The sequence below is a fragment of the uncultured Treponema sp. genome (assembly GCF_945873775.1).
In the GTDB taxonomy this organism is placed as follows: Bacteria; Spirochaetota; Spirochaetia; order Treponematales; family Treponemataceae; genus Treponema_D.
In genome coordinates, this window is record NZ_CAMCEC010000003.1 from 130,002 (window position 1) to 148,697 (window position 18,696).

At 41.2% G+C, this 18,696-nt stretch carries 16 protein-coding genes; 1 reads left to right on the forward strand and 15 read right to left on the reverse strand.

The features are described from left to right. Window positions 1–71: 71 nt before the first annotated feature. From rpmB to Q0N70_RS03040, 14 genes are all read right to left on the reverse strand, one after another. A complete protein-coding gene (gene rpmB / locus Q0N70_RS02975; RefSeq protein WP_273354877.1) occupies window positions 72–302 on the reverse strand; it encodes a 50S ribosomal protein L28 in 231 nt (76 codons plus the stop codon). A 314-nt stretch (window positions 303–616) separates the two neighbouring features. Further along, a complete protein-coding gene (locus Q0N70_RS02980) occupies window positions 617–2,695 on the reverse strand; it encodes an S-layer homology domain-containing protein (protein WP_294013669.1) in 2,079 nt (692 codons plus the stop codon). Window positions 2,696–2,756: 61 nt separating this feature from the next. Further along, window positions 2,757–4,742, reverse strand: coding sequence for a hypothetical protein (locus tag Q0N70_RS02985; RefSeq protein WP_294013672.1), 1,986 nt, complete (start codon window positions 4,740–4,742; stop codon window positions 2,757–2,759). A gap of 64 nt (window positions 4,743–4,806) precedes the next feature. After that, a complete protein-coding gene (locus tag Q0N70_RS02990) occupies window positions 4,807–7,092 on the reverse strand; it encodes an S-layer homology domain-containing protein (protein ID WP_294013677.1) in 2,286 nt (761 codons plus the stop codon). Window positions 7,093–7,151: 59 nt separating this feature from the next. Continuing rightward, window positions 7,152–9,149, reverse strand: a complete 1,998-nt coding sequence (gene uvrB / locus Q0N70_RS02995) for an excinuclease ABC subunit UvrB (RefSeq protein ID WP_273465883.1) — start codon at window positions 9,147–9,149, stop codon at window positions 7,152–7,154. Between the two features lie 303 nt (window positions 9,150–9,452). Beyond that, window positions 9,453–10,694 carry a trypsin-like peptidase domain-containing protein gene (locus Q0N70_RS03000; RefSeq protein WP_294013681.1) on the reverse strand — a complete coding sequence of 414 codons (1,242 nt, stop codon included), beginning with the start codon at window positions 10,692–10,694 and terminating at the stop codon, window positions 9,453–9,455. 39 nt (window positions 10,695–10,733) lie between these two features. Then, on the reverse strand, window positions 10,734–11,405 hold the full coding sequence (locus Q0N70_RS03005; protein WP_294013684.1) for a RadC family protein: 672 nt from the start codon (window positions 11,403–11,405) through the stop codon (window positions 10,734–10,736). Between the two features lie 61 nt (window positions 11,406–11,466). Further along, a complete protein-coding gene (locus Q0N70_RS03010; RefSeq protein ID WP_294013688.1) occupies window positions 11,467–12,885 on the reverse strand; it encodes an ATP-binding protein in 1,419 nt (472 codons plus the stop codon). A 1-nt stretch (window position 12,886) separates the two neighbouring features. Further along, window positions 12,887–13,582 carry a response regulator transcription factor gene (locus Q0N70_RS03015; protein ID WP_294013691.1) on the reverse strand — a complete coding sequence of 232 codons (696 nt, stop codon included), beginning with the start codon at window positions 13,580–13,582 and terminating at the stop codon, window positions 12,887–12,889. An 87-nt stretch (window positions 13,583–13,669) separates the two neighbouring features. Beyond that, window positions 13,670–15,733 (reverse strand): EAL domain-containing protein, encoded by a 2,064-nt coding sequence (locus Q0N70_RS03020; RefSeq protein WP_294013693.1) that lies wholly within the window; start codon window positions 15,731–15,733, stop codon window positions 13,670–13,672. 91 nt (window positions 15,734–15,824) lie between these two features. Beyond that, window positions 15,825–15,974, reverse strand: coding sequence for a hypothetical protein (locus Q0N70_RS03025; protein WP_294013696.1), 150 nt, complete (start codon window positions 15,972–15,974; stop codon window positions 15,825–15,827). Window positions 15,975–16,009: 35 nt separating this feature from the next. Next, window positions 16,010–16,291, reverse strand: coding sequence for a DUF4160 domain-containing protein (locus Q0N70_RS03030; protein WP_294013699.1), 282 nt, complete (start codon window positions 16,289–16,291; stop codon window positions 16,010–16,012). Between the two features lie 5 nt (window positions 16,292–16,296). Beyond that, on the reverse strand, window positions 16,297–16,518 hold the full coding sequence (locus Q0N70_RS03035; protein WP_294013702.1) for a hypothetical protein: 222 nt from the start codon (window positions 16,516–16,518) through the stop codon (window positions 16,297–16,299). Beyond that, on the reverse strand, window positions 16,511–16,783 hold the full coding sequence (locus Q0N70_RS03040) for a hypothetical protein (protein ID WP_294013705.1): 273 nt from the start codon (window positions 16,781–16,783) through the stop codon (window positions 16,511–16,513). The genes Q0N70_RS03035 and Q0N70_RS03040 overlap by 8 nt, the downstream gene beginning before the upstream one ends. A 343-nt stretch (window positions 16,784–17,126) precedes the next feature. On the opposite strand from Q0N70_RS03040, the gene Q0N70_RS03045 reads away from it, so the two are divergent. Continuing rightward, window positions 17,127–17,819 (forward strand): DUF6261 family protein, encoded by a 693-nt coding sequence (locus tag Q0N70_RS03045; RefSeq protein ID WP_294013708.1) that lies wholly within the window; start codon window positions 17,127–17,129, stop codon window positions 17,817–17,819. A gap of 92 nt (window positions 17,820–17,911) precedes the next feature. Here Q0N70_RS03045 and Q0N70_RS03050 read toward each other — a convergent pair. Next, window positions 17,912–18,696: leucine-rich repeat domain-containing protein (locus tag Q0N70_RS03050; protein ID WP_294013710.1), on the reverse strand; the 785-nt coding region annotated here is incomplete at its 5' end.

The following is an 18,696-nucleotide window of genomic DNA, read 5'->3' on the forward strand; positions in this document are numbered from 1 at the left end:
TATTTAATTTAAAATAAAAAAAGACTGCCGTTTTGGGCAGCCTTCTTTAAATTTTAGCCTTTTAGATTAAACTATTCAGCCTTGTTTGCGCCTGCGTTTGCAGGAGTTACATTGATTTTCTTTGTAATGAATCCAGAGCGGAGACACTGAGTGCAAACTTTGATTGTTCTTGTTGTTCCGTCGATTTCTGTCTTAATCTTCAAAAGATTTGGCTTCCACTGACGGCGTGTATGATTGTATGATTTGCTTACTCTGTTTCCGTGCATTGAGTGTTTTCCGCAGACATCACATGATCTTGACATATCTCGTACCTACCTAAAAATTTGTTCCTAACAGTGCAAATATGATATAGAAAAAAAATACTTGTGTCAATGATTATATCAGGGCAAAAGGCATTATAAATGTATTCAGCATAAAACTGGCTCCCAGTCACGGTTTTGTGGTTCAAAATCGCGCAATATGCTACACGCTGATTGTTGCAAAGTAACTATAGAATCGCCTGCTCACGCGGTCGCAGCAATCAGAGTGTTTTTGCCCCACGAATCGTTCCTTCGCGCAAATTTTACTTAAATTATTTATAATGCGTTTGTCCTGATGATTATATTGAATCTGGCAACTAGAACTGATTTCCGTTGAAAAGATCCTCCAAGCCCATTTGTTTGATTGCATTATTCACTATATCATTGACTTGACTTGAATTTGCATTTTGTTGTGTTGTATCCATCCAGTCCTTTAAGCCTGTGTGCTCAACTTGATAAATGAATGTTACAATCTGGCCTTTTGTGCAGACTGATTCAGGTTCGAACGTGGTTTTTGTGGTTGGTTTTGCGATTGCTCCGTAGTATGCCCAGGAAACTGGCTGCTGATATTTTGATGAGCGCGGAACATCGGTAAAGTTATCAATCGCAATCATCTCCATTGAACCTGAGCATTTCCATAAGATTTCGAGCGCATCGCCACGTGTGCAAGGGGCGTTTCCGCTGAATGTGTTTCCCTCTAAAAATCCGTTTTTGTAAGCCCAGAGTGCCGCGTTATAGAAAGTGTCGCTTGGCTTTACATCTTTGAACGGATTTTTACCTGAAACTTTTGGTGAGCCCTGCCAGCGGTAAATGTATGTAACAACTTGCCCGCGTGTGCATGGATCGTTTGGAGAGAATGTTGTTTTTGATGAAGGCTTTGCAATTCCTTTTTCAACTGCCCAGGGAACAGAACGCGCAAAGTCGTCGTTTGACTTTACATCTGTAAATCCTGCGATTTGTGTTGCAGCTTCCGGCTCGCTTGGCTTGATTCCAAGTTTGTCTTCTGGAATTGCCTTTAAGATTTTTCTTCCTAGCTTTGGAGAATCTATCCAGCTGCTGCCATGAACAACTTTTATTCCGTTGTCGTGAACATATTTTTTGCCGTATTCAAGAATATTACATCCTTGAATTATTATGTCATCTTTAAAAGTTGGAATATAGTCTTTTTGTGGATTGTCTTCATCAAGAACAAGTTCGCCTACGTTGTAGCAGTCGCTTATATAGCAATCGGTGCTTGTGAATCCCAAAATTCCGCTGGCGTAAGTTCCTGTGATTTTTCCAATGTTGTAACAGCTTGTTATTGTGCTTGCTGTTTCTGGAGGCAAGTCTTCAATAAACTGCTGGCCAAGGCGTACAACTTTTCCCACAATTCCTCCTGTAAGTGAATTTCCGTATCCGAAGTTTGCGTAAGGAACTGTAATTTCACCTGCGTTCATGCAGCTTGTTATATGTGTGTACATCATCTGCATTGCAATTCCGCCAGCCCGTGCAGAACGAAGATCACCAAGCTGCCTTGTTGTGGTTGTGTAATTGTAGTTCATGTAGTCTGTGTCGCTTGTTGTTATGATGATTGGAGATGCGTTGTAGCAGTTTGTGATTCTGGAGTCTTCAATTTCTGTGAACATTCCGCCTGCCATCACATATACTCTGCTGGTTTGGTTGCCTGCGCGTCCTGTATGCACTTTAATTTTTCCGCCTGAAGTGTAGCAGTTTTCTACGATTAAGCCTGCCGCATAATTTGAAATCGCCGCCACCCGAAGGTCGCAGTTGTATTTCATTTTTGTGTGGCTGATGTCGATTGTGTAGTTCACAACTCCAAGATTTCTAATGAATGAATTGTTTTCTGGAAATATTGCTCCGAAAAGAGCGTATGCGCGTGTTGCCTCGGCTTCTCCCATAAAGATGTCGTCATTGTGGTCGATTATTGTCATTCCAGAAATTACATGGCCGTTTCCGTCAAAAGAACCTGTGAATTCTCCGCATCCTGCATCTGCTGCTTGAGGATATTTTTTTATCCAAGAGCCGCCATAAGCCGGAGTTCCGCCGAGCGGAATCCAGTTTCCCCATTTTGAAAGGTCAATGTCGGCAATCAGCTTGTAGTGCTTTGAAAGTCCGAATCTTACTGAGTTGAGCTGGTCTGCTGTTTTGATTAAGTATGGATCTTTGAGAGTGCCAGTTCCGCCTTCAAACTTGAACGGAGTTTTCTTTAAAACAGCCGGTGCGCCTTCCCAGTATGATTGCGTAGATTCCATTTCTGCGGACTGAGTTTTTTTTGTCTGTTTTTGCCGTTGCGTTTGTTGTGATTGCGTTTTCCTTTTTGTCTGTGAGAAAACTGGAGCTGCTGCAAGCGCAAGCGCGCTGATTAAGATGATGGTCTTGAAAATTGATTTTTTCATTTTTCCTCCATAAAATATTTTTTTGATTTAATTGTTTCAAAATAATTTTCACCAAAAGTTTTTAATCCTCTTTTATCGGCAAGAAATCTTCTGCAATCACATATATTGTCTCGCCATTGTACGGATTTTTTGTCGGATAATGCCTTGCGTAATCTCTCGAGCTTCCGACTCTTGGTCCTGTAACCCAAATGCGTGTTCCGCCTGTGTAAACGTATTTAAGCCAGCCTCCCCAGTCATCGCCTGAAAGAGCGCAATCCAAGAAATGCTGTGCAGTTCTGTTTGAGGAATAGAATCTTGCATCTGCTTCCACAACTGTTCGTGCCTGATACCAGCCGATTTTGTCCGCATAAAAACTTTTGCTTGCTGTAACAATCGCGTTTTCAATTGTGCAAGGAGCTTCCGGAGAAATTGTCTTTTCAGAGGTTTTTTCGATTAAGCCGAGCGTGTCCATAAATCCCATTGCATCTCTTGCCCATTTTGCAATCTGTGCGTTATCGCTATATTTTTCAAGCTTTGGAGTGTAGGGCGTGTATTTGATGTGAGAATTCTTTTTTACATATTGAAGCGCGCGGTAAAAATATGTTGCCATTTGCTGACGGCTTAGAATTGCGTTTGGATTGAAAGTTCCTGATGATTTTGCGATTCCTGCCGCAGCGGCTTTTCTTGCGTAAATATTTTCCGTGTCAGAAAAAGTTAATTTTGAAGCAGGCGCAATTGCTTTGCCTGACACTTTTTCTGCAAGGTTTACCGCGAGAGATGCGCATTGCAGTTTTGTGATTTTTGCAGTGTAGTCGTTTCCAAAAAGTTTTTCGTCAACCAAGTCGTTTTGAAAAGCCCAGTTTACGTCGTTTTCTGCCTTGCCGCTGACTTTTGCCTTTGCAACTTTATCAAGAACTGCAAAAGAAGTTGGTCCGTCAAATTCAAGAGAAGCGTTTTCTAGTGCTTCATCTTTGTAAACTGTGTTCCATTGCTTTGTTATAATTTCCATATACTGCTCGTAAGTTCCGTCCATGCCTGTCCCAAGCGCAAAGTCAAATGTCGCCCTGTTGAAAACTTTTGGAGAGCTGTTGCAGTCTTTTACGTTGTTTCCGCATTGTGAGCAGGATTTCCAGTAGACGCGTTCTCCTCTTGAATTTATTCCGACGAAATTTTCTTTTGTGATTTTATGGTCGATAAAGTGGTGTCCGTAAAATCTTCCGTCTTCAATCGGTTCTGGTCTGTTTTCAGAAAGTTCGTATGAAAATGTATGATTTGGATTGTATTCGCATTTTCCGCAGAATTCGCAGGAATAATAATATTTGTTGATGTTTTTGCAGGTTGATTTTTTGTAAAGCTTGTCGATTGTGGCAAGCCTTTCATTATAAACGTGATTATTGCAGTGCAGTTTTGTTGCCTTGTCTCCAAGTTTTGCCGCCGCATAAACATCTCCTGTGTAAGTTTTTGTCTTGAACCTAAGAAGAAGATAGCTTGAAAGCATGTCGTCAGGATTTTCAAAAATTCCTCTCATTCCTTTCGGAAGCTGATTTTCAGGAACGTAAAGCGTGCAGTCCCACGAATTCATTGGCGTGTTTGTTGATTCAAACATTGATTTTGCTTTTACATCTCTAACTTCCTTGAGAAATTTTCTTACATCAACTTTTGGACTAAGCCACAGATTCTTTAAATTCCTGGGATAAACATGAGACCAGTTCATAAGATGGTTGTATGCAAATAATGGTTCTGCATCAGGATTGGCAACATCGAGAATTATTGTTTTTATTCTTGCGCGTTCTTCTGGAGTTGTTGTTTCATAAAGATAACGGCTTATTTTTTCTGAGTTGTTAGAATTTATTCCTGCCTTTTTGATTTTTTCTTCTGTGATTACAAGCGTTGTCTGGTTTATGTCAGAACACAAAAAGTCCGCCTGCGCCTGCGTGTAGTAAGGATAATCTCCTATTGTGTTTTCTGGCCAAACGTAAGCTGGACTTTGTTTTTGCGCAAAAGAATTCTGCAAAGTAAAAATTACCACGCTGATTAAGACAAAAATCCTGAAGGCTGTTTTTTTCATTTTATTCTCCAATTTTGATTTTTCGGTTTGTTGTTTTTTCTTAGTTCAATGACTTTTTCTATTTTTATTGCTCAGATTGCTCCAAAATCATTTTTAGCCAGTCCATAAAGTGCGAATGTTCCAAATTATAAATGAACGTTATGATTTGCGCTTTTGTGCAGGCCGATTCAGGCTCGAACGTTGTTTGTGTTGTGCCTGTCGCAATTCTCATCCAGTAAGCCCAGGAGACGGCAGAATGATATTTTGATGAGCGCGGAACGTCGGTAAAATTGTCCGCCGGATTCATCGGATAGGAATTCGCGTATTTCCATAAGAATTCGACTGCGTCGCCTCTCGTGCAAGGCTGGTTTCCGTTTAGCGTGCTTCCCTTGAAAAGTCCTTTTTCGTAAGCCCAAAGTGCCGCGTTGTAAAAACTGTCGCTTGGCTTTACGTCTTTGAAAGGATTTTTTATTGAAGATTTTGGCGAGCCGTTCCAGCGGTAAATGTAAGTGAGAACTTGTCCGCGGGTGCAAGTCTCGTCTGGTGAGAATTTTGTTTTTGATGATGGCTTTGCGATTCCTTTTTCAACTGCCCACGGAACAGAAAGAGCGAAAATGTCGTTTGACATCACGTCTGAAAAATCTCCGACTTGAACTGGAGCTTCCGGCACGCTTGGCTTGATTCCGAGCTTGTCTTCTGGAATCGCCTTTAGGATTTTTCTTCCGAGCTTTGGAGAATCTATCCATCTGTTGCCTGAAACAACGTTTATTCCGTTGTCGTGAACGTATTTTTTTCCGTAATTAAAAATTTTGCAGACTGGAACGGCGATGTCGGCTTTTATTATCAGAGAAGGTTCTTTGTTTGGATTCAGCTCGTCGATTTCAAGATTTCCTGCGTTGTAGCAGTCGCTTATGTAGCAGTCAGTTCCTGTGTAGCCCATAACGCCTGCAACGTAAGTTCCGCGTATTGTTCCGATGTTGTAGCAGCTTGTTATGTTTGTTGCGGTTTCTGGCGGAAGATTGTAAATGTTTTCCGGGGCATCGCTTATTCCGACTCTCGCAACGATTCCAGCAGAAAGAGCCGCAAGTCCCCAGTTTGCGTAAGGAACAGAAATTTCGCCTGAGTTCATGCAGCCGGTTATTTTGCTGTATTCCGCCCGCCTTGCAATTCCTCCTGCCATAACCATCCTCTTGCTTCCGCGTTGTGTGTCTATATAGTCCGTATCGCTTGTCGTAATTATTAGAGGAGAAGTGTTGTAGCAGTTTATGACTTTTGTGTGGTCAATTGAAGAAAGAAGTCCGCCTGCGTAAATGAACAAAGTGTTTTCCTGTTCATCGGCGCGGCTGGCGTGGATTTTTATTTTTCCGCCTGATGAATAGCAGTTTTCAAAAGTTCTGCTTGATGCGTTTGGTGAAAGAGCTGCCGCATTGAGCGTGCATCCGTTTTTTAATTTTGTGTAGCTCACATCGATTGTATAGTTTATGATTCCGAGGTCTTTTACAAAGTTGTTTTGCGCTTGTCTGAAATCTTTTGGTCTAATCATTTCGGCGAAAAGCGCGTAGGAACGTTCTGCAAAGTCCTCTCCCATAAAAATGTCGTCGCTGTGGTCGATTATCGTCATTCCTGAAATTACGTGGTGGTTTCCGTCTAGCGAGCCTGAAAATTTTCCGCTTCCTTTATCAGCCGCCTGGAATCCTTGTCCGCCGTGACTTCCGCCATAAGACGGAGTTCCGCCGATTGGAATCCAGTTTCCCCATTTTGAAAGGTCGATGTCTGAAATCAGCTTGTAATGAAAATCAAGCCCGAATCTGATTGAGTTTAGCTGCTCTGCTGTTTTGATTAAGAACGGATTTTCGGCAGTTCCGTTTCCGCCTTCAAATTCAAACGGAGTGCGCCTTAAAATTGCCGGCGCGCCTTTCCATTCCTCTTGCTCCGAAGTGTCAGTTGCGAGTGATTTTGCTTTTTCAATTTCTTTTTCCTGCTTTATGTTTCTTTTGATTACGGCAGATTCTTCATCTTTTTGAGATTGTGTTTTTGTGTATTTTACGATGAGCGTTTTTTTGCCGCCTTTTATGATTTTTGCTTCCGTCTTATTTACAGGAGAAGGCTTTGTCTGTTCCGTAAAATAATTTTCGCCTGTCGCCTTGTAAGTTACTGTTGCAGAAAAAAAAGTGTTAGGCTCAAGCGGACCTTTCGGCTCGTAGGCAACAGAGCTGATTTCGCACATCGTGCTTTTTCCTGAAACTGCGCCCGGCATTTTGTTTTCATTTATTTTAAGCTCGAATTTTGGTATAAAGGAAATTGCCCTTCCGTTTTGAGATTGCGCTTGTTTAGCCTGTGAGAAAGAATTTGTCAAAATCAAAACTGACATAATAAAATATGCTAAAAAAAAATTTTTCGTTTTCATAAGTCCCCCGAAAAAGCTGCTGTTTATTTTCCGTAAGTTTTTTCTATTTCTATAATCTGGTCGCGCAAAACTGCTGCCTGCTCATAGTCAAGACGGTCGGCTGCTTCTGACATTTCTTTTTTCATCAGGTCAAGAAGTTTTTTTCTTTGCTGGGCGACAAAAAGATTTGTGCTCTTTTTAAGGGCTTCAAGCTTTATGTTCGCTTCTTGCTCTGCGTCTTCTTTTTGGTGCTCAAGAATATCTTCAACGGCCTTTTTGATTGTCTTTGGAACAATTCCGTGTTCCTTGTTGTATGCTTCTTGAATTGAACGGCGGCGCTTAGTTTCATCGATGGCTTCTTTCATTGCATCGCTCATTCTGTCTGCGTACATTAAAACTGTTCCGTCAGCATTTCGTGCGGCTCGTCCTATAATCTGAATCAGTGAAGTTGTGCTTCTTAAGAATCCGATTTTGTCCGCGTCAAGGATTGCAATCAGCGAAACTTCCGGCAAGTCGATTCCTTCACGCAAAAGGTTGATTCCAATTAGAACATCGGTTTCTCCGGTGCGCAGGCTTTTTAAAATTTCAACGCGCTCAAAAGTGTCAATTTCAGAATGAATGTATTTGACTTTTAAATTCAACTCGGAGAGATAGTCTGTTAAGTCTTCCGCCATTTTTTTTGTAAGCGTAAGAATCAATGAACGTTCGCCTTTTTTTATGCGTGCGCTGACTTCTTTAAAGATGTCCTGCATTTGTCCTTCGCTTGGACGTACTTCAATTTTTGGATCAAGAAGTCCTGTCGGGCGGATAAGCTGTTCCACGACTTGCGTTGACTTTTTAATTTCTTCTGGGCGTGGAGTTGCTGTTACAAAAATCACCTGGTTCATTTTTTTTGTGAACTCATCAATTTTTAGCGGGCGGTTGTCCAATGCGCTTGGAAGCCTGAATCCAAAGTCAATTAAATTTTGCTTGCGTGCCCGGTCGCCTTCGTACATTGCTCCAATCTGCGGAACAGAAACGTGCGCCTCGTCAATCATGCAGAGAAAATCATCAGGAAAATAATGAAGCAAAGTTGCAGGCGGATCTCCTCTTTTTCGCCCGGAAATCGGTCCGGAATAATTTTCAATTCCAGAGCAGTAGCCCATTTCCTTCATCATTTCAAGGTCGTAAGTTGTTCGTGTTTTTAATCGTTCGGCTTCAAGAATTTTTCCGGCGGAACGAAGCTCTTCAAGACGCGCATCAAGTTCAGCCTGAATTTTTTCCGTAACGCTTGCCATCTGGTCGCGCGGAACAACAAAGTGCTTGGCAGGATAAAGCTGAAGTTCGTCAAGCTCTTCTATTGTTTCTCCAGAAATTGCGTTGAATCTTTTTATGCGTGAAATCTGATCAAAGTCGAGTTCAATTTTGTAAGCCTCATCTGTTTCCATGTAAGGCGGAAAAATTTCAATTGTGTCGCCTTTGATCCTGAATTTTCCACGCTCAAGAATCATGTCGTTTCGCTCATACTGAATTGAAATAAGCCTTGATGCGATTTCGTGCGTGTCAAGCTCGTTTCCTTTTTCAACATGAATACGCATTTCCTTGTAGAGGTCAGGCATTCCAAGTCCGTAAATGCAGCTGACGGTCGCAACGATAATTACATCGCGGCGTTCCATTAATGCGTAAGTTGCCGCAAGCCGGAGCTTGTCGATTTCTTTATTTATGGAAGCGTCTTTTTCTATATACAAGTCGCGCGCAGGAACATAGGCTTCAGGCTGATAATAATCGTAGTAGCTTACAAAATATTCTACGGCATTGTCTGGAAAAAATGTTTTGAATTCTCTGTAAAGCTGGGCGGAAAGAGTTTTGTTGTGGCTGATAATTAAAGTCGGACGCTGAACTGCTTCAATTATTTTTGCCATTGTGAAAGTTTTTCCGCTTCCTGTAACGCCTTTTAAAGTCTGATATTTGTCTCCGCGGAAAAATCCTTCGGAAAGTTTTTTTATTGCGTTTGGCTGATCTCCAGAAGGTTCAAAAGGAGAAACAACATGAAATTTTCTCATGCATTTATTTTAGATAAACTATAAAAAAAAATCTATTGTTTATGTATGGCAAAATATATTATAGAAGAACAAAAAAATACCTGCACTTTCAGCGGAAAATCATAATTGGCTAGGGTTGCAATTTTTTTTGTTGGAAGAAATAACAAAGATTTGCTATTCTAAACTCTTTGTTATTTCCTTTTATGCCATGCGGCAAAAAAAACAGCAAATTACGCCAATTCTGCTTTTTCGCTTCCGTTCCGGTATTTTTTATTCATGCAGTTTTACAACTTATTTGACATTATGAAAAATTACAATTTATTTTTATATATTTGAATTAGCGGAGTTGCTGGATGGCTCAAGTTCTACTTTCAGCTTTTCAAACTTTCTGTTGCGGTAAACTGTTACAGTTACAACGTCGCCCGGAACTTTGTCTTCAATTGCGCTGTAGTAGTCCGCGAGTTTTGAAATTTTTATTCCGTTGATTTCTGTTATTATGTCGCCGCCAAGGTAAATTGTCTGCGGATTAAAAGTGCCGTACTGAACTGCTTGAGTGCCGCCTTTAATTCCTGCCTGATCTGCCTTGCTTCCTTTTCTTACGCTGCTTACAATCATGCCGGAAGAAATTTCATATCCTGCAAAGTTTGCGATTCGGGCTGTGTTTTGGACGAGCGAAAGTTTCATTGTTCCGCGGTTTACTTTTCCGTATTTTAAAAGATCGCTTACAACTCGCCGGGCTGTGCTTGCTGGAATTGCGAATCCGACTCCGGCAGAAGATCCGCTGGAAGAATAAATCATTGTGTTGATTCCAATCATGCGTCCTTGGCTGTCTAAAAGCGGTCCGCCTGAATTCCCTGGATTGATTGCGGCATCAGTTTGAATCATGTTTCGGATTATTACATTTGCGCTTTTTTGAATTGGACGGCCAAGCCCTGAAATGATTCCTGTTGTCATTGTTCGTTCAAGTGCAAACGGATTTCCAATTGCAATGACTTTTTGTCCAACCTTGAGGCTTTCAGAATCTCCAAAAGAAATTGTTTTTAAGTCAGCTCCTTTTGCAGGCTCGAATTTTAAAACGGCAATGTCGCTTTCTATGTCTTGTCCTACAACTGTTCCTTCGTAAGTTGTTCCGTCTGCAAGTGAAATATTGATTACAGAAGCTTTTTCTATTACATGGACATTTGTTACAACGTATCCGCGCTTGTCGATAATTGAGCCGGAGCCAGAACCGCTTTCCGTCACAATCGGCTCGTAAAACCAGTTGTAGCCCATTACTTTTGTAGTGATATTTACAACTGCCTCGTTGCATTTTTCATACACTGAAATGTTTTGAGATTCGTCCTGCGTGTATGAACCGTTTTCCGCCGCGACTGGAAATGCTTCAAATGACTGCGGAATTTCTTCTTTTAATTCTGCTTGATTTTTTTCTACTGCTGAAATTTCTTTGCTGGATTTTTTTGAAGAATCATTTTTAAAAAAAGTGAAAAACAAGGAAACTGCTGCTGCTGCAAGAATTCCTGTTGAAATTGAATAAGTAACAAGCTGTTTTTTTGAGTAGAGTTTCATGCTGAAAAATATAATAACTTTTATTGCAAAATTCAACTTTCATAGCATTCCGTGTTCCAAAAAACTAAAATAGTCTTCCTTTGTTATTATGATGTGGTCCATAAATACAATGCCCAAAATTTTTGCCGCTTTCTGAAGAACTTTTGTGGAATCAATATCTGCGTTGCTTGGATAGCATTGTCCGCACGGATGATTGTGGCAGCAGATAATTCCAGAGGCGTATTCAGAAACTGCGTTTGCAAAAACTTCCCGCGGATGAATGAGAGCTTTGTTTATTGTTCCAACCGAAACAACTCTTGTGCTTAAAATTTCTTTTGCGCCGTTTACTGTAACTGTAATAAAATGCTCGGTTGGCATGAGAGTGTAGTGCTGCAAAAACGGAATCACGTCTTTTGGCGCATTTATTGATGAACGCAAAATTCCGCGTCTTCTTCTTCCAAGTTCCAATGCGGCTGCTATTATGAGCGCGCGGCTTTCTCCCATTCCTTCTATTTTTTTCAGATTGGGAATAAGCTCTTCATCGTTGCTGGAATTTATTGCTTTTGTAACTTTTTCAGCAAGGCTTTCAATCGGATTGTTTTTTGTGCCTTTTCCCAGAATGAGCATTATAAGCTCTTCGTCATCAGGATAGGAAATTCCATTTAAAAGCGTAAGTTCTCGTATGTTTGGCTGCTTGCCGGATTTGGAGCAATCTAAAATGTAATTCTGCATATAATATAATTAACTAAAAAAAATATTTTATGCAGAATTAATTGCGTTTAGCTGAAATATTTTAAAGCGGAAGCTCTATTTCAAAATGCGCGCCTTTCTTTTTATCTGGCCGTCCAGTTTCTTTTATAGTTCCGCCGTGGATGTTCACAATGTGCCTTGCAATGGAAAGTCCAAGTCCAGTGCCTCCATGCTCGCGGCTTCTTCCTTTGTCAACTCTGTAGAACCTTTCAAAAATTCTGTCTTTGTATTCATCTGGAATTCCGTTTCCGTTGTCTTCTACAATTATTTTTGCTTTGCCGGAATTTTCAGAAAGTGAGCAGGAAACAATGCTTTTGTCTGGACAGTATTTCACCGAGTTGTCGATTAAATTTGTTATCACCTGTTCAAGAAGTCCAGGGTTTCCTTTTATAAAAATTTCCTTTTTGCTTGAGCTGAAATTTATTTTGATTTGCTTTTCACTTGCTAAGCTTTCAAGATTTGAGCAGGCTTTTTTTGCAATCTGCACAAGATTTGTTTTTACGGTTTCAAGAACCCCGTTGTCTGTTTCAAGCCGGCTTAACGTGAGCAAATCTTCTATTATATTTATGAGACGTTCGCATTGCGTGTTGATGATTCCAAGAAAATGCTTTGCGGTTTCAGGCTCGTTGATTCCGTCGTCAAGCAAAGTTTCCGTGAATCCTTTTATTGAAGTTACCGGCGTTTTTAATTCGTGGCTTACGTTCGCAACAAAATCTTTTCGGATTTGCTCAACTTTTTTTAAGCTCTGAATGTTCTGCGTAATTCTGTCTGTCATTGAATTAAACGACTGCGCAAGTTCCGCCATTTCCTGAGGCGAAGAAATGTTCAAGTGAAAATCAAAGTTGCCTTTTGCGTATTCTTCCGTTGCCTTTTTCATCAGCAAAATCGGACGCACAGTTTTGCTTGAAATATAAAACGAAACAAGCAGCACAAGAGCGAAAATTAAAATTGTTGAAATTACAAAAGTATTTTTTGTGGAAGACGAAAAGAACACAGTTTCTTCAACTGGCATGGAAATTCTAAGCGCGGAAAAAGATTCGTTTGCGGAAAGCGGAATCGCATAGTACATAAACCTTTTTCCGTTTGTAGAGCTTGTGTGAATTGAACTTGATTCTTTTCCTGCCAAAGCCATGCGTACTTCTTTTCTGTAGCTGTGGTTTTCCATTTCGCTTGGATTGGAAACTGAATCCGCCGCAACTGTTCCGTCCTGATTTATAAGCGTAATCCTGAACGAGTCATCTGAATGCGTAAGATCTTTTATAAAAGTGTCCGCGTTTTTTTCGTCCTGCGGAATTATTTTTGCAAGCGAATGCGCGAACGATTTTAGGTTTGCTTCAGTCTGATCAACGGCGGTGCTTTCCAAAGCCAAAAGACACACAAAAAGCAAAATGGTAAATCCAGCTGCAAGCAAAAGTCCGTTAAAGACAAAAAGCAATGTGCGGATTTTAAAAGTCCTCTGCATATCATTCCTCGCAAATTCTGTAGCCAACGCCGCGCAAAGTTTCAATAAACGGATTTGAACTTTCCGGGCTGTCTCCGATTTTTTTTCTTATTCCCAAAATCTGAACATCGATTGAACGGTCTGTTACAGGATAGCTTGAGCCTTTTACCGCATTGATAATCTGCTGCCGGCTAAAAACCTGCCCCTTGTGCCGCGCAAGAAATTCAAGAATAGAAAATTCCGTTGCGCTAAGTTCCACTTCTTTTCCGTCCTGCATGACTTTGTGCTTGAGAGGCGAAATTACAAGCGAGCGGATTTTTATATCCTCGTCTGAATTTGTGCGGATTGCTTCTCCCTTTCTGCGCAGAACACTTTGGATTCTTGCAAGCAGAACTTTCGGACTGAACGGCTTTGTTACGTAGTCGTCCGCTCCAAGCTCAAGGCCTGTTACAATGTCGGAATCTTCTGTCTTGGCAGTAACCATGATGATTGGAATGTTCTTTATGGAACTGTCGTTTCTGATAATGCGGCAGATGTCCAGCCCGCTCATGTCTGGAAGCATAAGGTCAAGAATTACAAGGTCTGGATTTTTGTTGCGGCAAAGCTCCAGTGCCTGCTGTCCGTTTTCCGCCGTGAACGTTTCATACTTTTGCTTTTCAACATTGTATTTAATAAGCTCGCGGATTGGCTCTTCGTCATCTACAATCAGTATTTTCATAGCAATTTCATTATAGAACAAACGCACAGGTTTTCAATATTCGGAATGTTAAAACTCTGTTAAATTTTAACACAGTCTTTTGTCCGCTCATTCACCAAGATATTTAAGCACGATTACTGTAAGGTCGTCGCGCAATGGAACGGCTTCCGTGAACGCTTCGAATATGTCGATTAAATATTCCAAAAGTTGCTTTGCACTTGTTCCTTCTGGTGCTTTTGCAAGAATCTTTTGAAGAAGTTCAATGCCAAGCTCGTCTCCTGCAAGGTTTCGGCTTTCGGTAAGGCAGTCCGTGAACATGATGTAGTACGAGTCTTTTTCAAGCGGAATGTCTACGGTTTCAAAGTTGTCTGGCAGTCCTTCAATTCCAAGGAAAGAGCCTCTAAAGCTTCCGTCCGCGCCGCCTGCAATTGAAACTTTTCTTTTGCTGTCCAGGCAGAGTAAGTCAGTGTGCCCGGCATTCACGTATTCAATCTTGTTATCTTTTATGCGCAGAAGAATTCCTGTAAGATAGTTTTCAACATTCGCTTTTTCCTTTATGAGCTTTTTGTTGAAAATTTTTGCAAGCTTGCTAAGCTCCTCGTTTTTATTTTCGCGGAAAGTGTCCTTGGCAAGATACTTTGAAAGGATTCCCACAAGTCCGGAAGCAACTCCATGCCCTGAAACATCGAACAATGCGGCTCCGTTCAGGCTGCCTTTTTCATCGTAGTAAAAGTCGTAGACATCGCCGGAAACAGAAGACATGGGCTTGAAAATATACGCGCAGTCCCATTTGGAAGTTTTTGGCGCGCGGTTAGGATAAATGCTTTTCTGGACAATCTCGGCAAGCTTTAAGTCGCGCTGCTGCATTGCTTCCTGCTCCAAAAGCTTTCTTGTTGTCTTGTTAAGCTCCTGCGTGCGTTCAAGAACTTCAACGTTAACAATTATTTCAAGCAAGTCCTTGAATATTACAACGCCAAAATAAATTCCTTTCTGCTCAACAACAATCGGATCGTAAAGATGCTCTTCTGTACGGGAAGCCGCCTTGGACGCAACAACTTCCACCGGCTCAAAAAACTCAACTGCAAGATAGTCCGTAACCATAAGGCGTGAAATGGGCTTTTTGGAATAAATGCTGAATCCGTACTGAGTGCCCAGAACTTTGAAAAGCGTAATGCGCGGAATAATTCCCATTACCTTGCTTGCGCTGTCCACAACAGTGAAGATTGAAATTTCCGGGTTCGCGTCAAAGAGGGCAAGAACGTCCGCAACTGCCATGGTTTCTGGAATTGTCATGCCTTTCCTTGTGATTTGCGAAATAGGACGGCTGTCTGACTTTATTCCTTCCGTGGGAATGATTGCCTGTGTCTTTTTCTTGTCAATGCTCTTTTTTTCTTCAACGAACTTTGAGCTTTTTTTGTTCTGGTATGAAATTATTCTTACAAACGCCTCTTTGCTTGTCTTAGTAAAAACACGTTCCGGCTTTCCTGTAAAAAATCCCTGGGCGTAAGGAATGCCAAGCTCCATTATTGCCGCAAGATTTTCTTCTGTTTCAACTCCAACGGCAATCAGCTTGATTCCAGAGTTTTTGCAGAACGCGCACAGGCTTCTTACGATTTCCTTTTTTACTTTGTCCTTGTGAACAGACTGGACCAAGTCTATGCTGATTTTTATAAAGTCCGGATTCAGCGTGCAGATTCTGTTCAAGGCGGCGTGAGATTCCCCGATGTCGTCAATTGCAAGCTTTAGGTTCTGGCTTTTAAAGTGAAGGACAGCATCTCTAAGTTTTTGCTCCGAGCCTGTGAGCTTTTGCCCGGTTATTTCAAACACGATGCTTGACGGCTCTATTCCGTTTTTTTCAAGCTTGCTCTTGATGTAGTTTTCCTGAAACTCTTCTTCCATGAGGACGTTTGGATTTATGTTCAGGAACAGCTTGCGCTTGAGCCCCAGTGCCCTTGCAGTTTTGAGCGCAGATTTTATGCACTTTTTTTCCAGCTGCCATGAAAGGCTTGCATCCTCGGAAATCTTAAACAGGTTTCTTATGCTTCCGATGTAAACAGACTCGTCAATTCTTGTGAGAGCCTCGTAAGCAAATACGTCTCCAGTTTCCAGCGAGACAATCGGCTGAAAAACAGTGTAAAGATTTTTGCTAGACAATATTTCATCAAAGTTCATGCCGCCATTATCAGCGCGCAGTGTTTTGCCTTTGTGTTGATTGTGTTAAAAATTAGTTTGAAGGGGGAATTGCCACACGGATTATAAAAGCCTAACGGCTTTTTTTGACAACAGCCATTGCCATGTGTGATTCTAATGTCATTCCCTTGCTTGATTCCTTTGTCATTCCTGTGCTACGACACAGGAATCTGTTGCAGGAGATTGTCGGATCAAGTCCGACAATGACACAGCCTTGTGTCATTCCTGCACTTGATGCTAGAATCTGTGAATAGAAAATTATTTGTTGTAGAATCCGTTTTGGCTGTATTCGCTCCATTTTTCGTACATTTCCAAATATCTTTCTTTTATGAACAGTTTTATTACTCTTATTTCCCGTTCGTTCAAGTCTCCGGTGTTTGTTACAACAGAATCTCCGTTGCCTTTTACAAAGAATTTTGCCGAGCCGTGTTCCTGAAGCTTTCCGTCTTTGCTTGCGTGCGCGTGCATGGCTTCAACAACGCATTTTGAAGTGAAATAAAGAAAGCAGTTTGCAACTTTGAACTGATAGTATTTTGGCATTCTGCTTAGGCTCCTATGTATTTCTTGCTTTCGAGCAGATTTTTCTTTGCCATTGCAAGCTCTATGTCGTCCATGTTTGTCTCGGCTAAAGTTCCGTCTTTTGTAAAAACTGCGACACCTTCTGCATTGTTCAGATTGTAGACAAAGAAACTGTCTTCTTTTTCCTTTACTGCAAATCCGCTTATGATTACGTCCGCTTCATCTGCGATTTTTGATATATCAAGCATATTTCACCTCTACAGATTTGATTGGCTTTAGAAATTTTTCGGAATCCATGCACAGGTCTTCAAGAATTGGAATCAAGTCAATGTATTCTTCTTCGGCTTCTTTGTTGTGCGCGTATTTTGCCATTACGACCAGATAGCCGTTGTCCCAGGAGACGACTTTCTCATATTTTTCAAGCGAGTACGGACCGATGAACTTTAGGCGCGTGTCTCCGAATGTAAAAAGCGTGTAGTTTCTTTCGTTTGCAAGATATGCGGTGCTGCTCATTTCTTGATTCCTTTTATTTGCCTTATTATATCTGAAAATTTTTAACTTAACTACTGAAAATTTATGCTAGATGTATAAAAAGTCTAATGGATTTTATATTTCCCTTATGCAATCATTATGATTTTTATTAAAAATATTTATTTTATATCATAATCATTGAGATTTTTTATTAAAATACTTATTTTACTGTAAAATCATTATAATTATTTATAAAAATGTGATATACTGAATATAATTATTATGATTTTATTCTTAAATATTACTTTTTATATATAATCACTGTGATTTTGTGCAAAAATATTTATTTTGTATAAAAATCATAACGATTTTATCTGGAGGAGCGATGAATAAGCTTAGAAATGCAATCCGTGTGACGGCGGCGGACGGACTTTCGGATTATTTTGTGCGGCTTTACAAGGATTTTGGGATTGAGGACAAGTTTCTTGCGGAAACGTTCAGCGAGATTGAAAGGCTTTCCGCGGAAATTACGACGGCGATTATGCAGGACCGGGTGAAAAGTTCTCTGGCGGAAAAAGACAAGGCGCGCGATGGGGAAATCAGGAAGCTGAACGCGCTTTTAAAAGGATACGCGGTGTTTCCTTCGGCGGAAAAAAGAGAGTGTGCAAAACGTCTTCTTGCCGTGTTCAAAAAGTACGGTCTTAAAATCACTGCTGAAAGCTATTCGTCAAAGTCGTCGCTCATAGAAAGCATGCTGGAGGATTTTTCGAGGGAGCAGGAAAAAAATGACGCTGTGTCTCTGGACGGCGTGGCGGAACTGATTCAAGCTTTGCGGAATGCGGAGGATGATTTTTATAAGGCGAACGATGAATTTGTGTGCGGCAGGGCATTAAAAAATGAAAGCGCGTATTCCATAAAGGGCAGGCTTGTGCGCACAATCAATGAAAAGCTTGTTCCGTATCTTTCTGCCATGTCGATTGCGGACAATGCCTCCTACGGAAACTTTGCACAGAATGTGGAACGCCAGATAAAAAAACTGAACAGCGCAGTCCCAAGAAAAAAATCCCCTCCGCAATAAGAGGGGATTGCCACACGGACAGGGGATTGTCGGGTTTAACCCAGCAATGACAGAGCCTTATGTCATTTCCGCACTTGATGCGGGAATCCCCCTTACTCGCCTGCTGTCGGTGTGTAGTCGCCGTTGGAGCAGTGGACTGTTGCGTTCAGAAGGTTTTCATATCCTGTGTTTATGGTTATGAGCGCTTTCCATTCTTCAACTGTTCCATTGTAGTTTACTGTCAGTCCGTTTCTGCCGAATGCGTTATCTCCGATGGATTTAACGCTTTTTGGAATTGTCACGCTTACAGGGCTGTCGCTGCCACCAAAGGCTCCGTCTCCGATTGTCTCCACGCCTTCTTCCAGCACGATTTCTGTCAAACAGTAATTTCTATTAAATGCACTTACTCCAATAGATTTTACATTGGAAGGAATCGTAATCTTTTTCAGATTGTTGACCATGAAAGAGTTATTAGGTATGGCAGTCAGTCCTTTTCCGATTTTTAATGTTGAAATGCCTGCTCTGCAAAAAGCAGCAGTTCCGATTTCTGTAACACTGTCGGGAATTACAACCTCAGAAAGAGCGCACGCTGCGAATGCTGACTCACCTATGGATTTTACGCTGCCAGGAATCACAGCTTCAGAAAGAGAAGTGCAGTAGTCGAATGCTCTAGATCCTATAGATTCCACGCCGTCTGGAATTACCACTGACTTTAAGGATTCGATACCATCAAACGCGCTCTTAAGAATAGAGACTATGCCCTTCGGAAGCACCATACCGGTAAGCTTCGGCGCACAAGCTGATGTAAAAACGTAGCTGGGAAACTCTGTAAGTCCGGTTGTCCCGATTGTGTCAAATTTAGTTCGCAATTTCGTTCCTGAAAAAAGCCACAAATCCA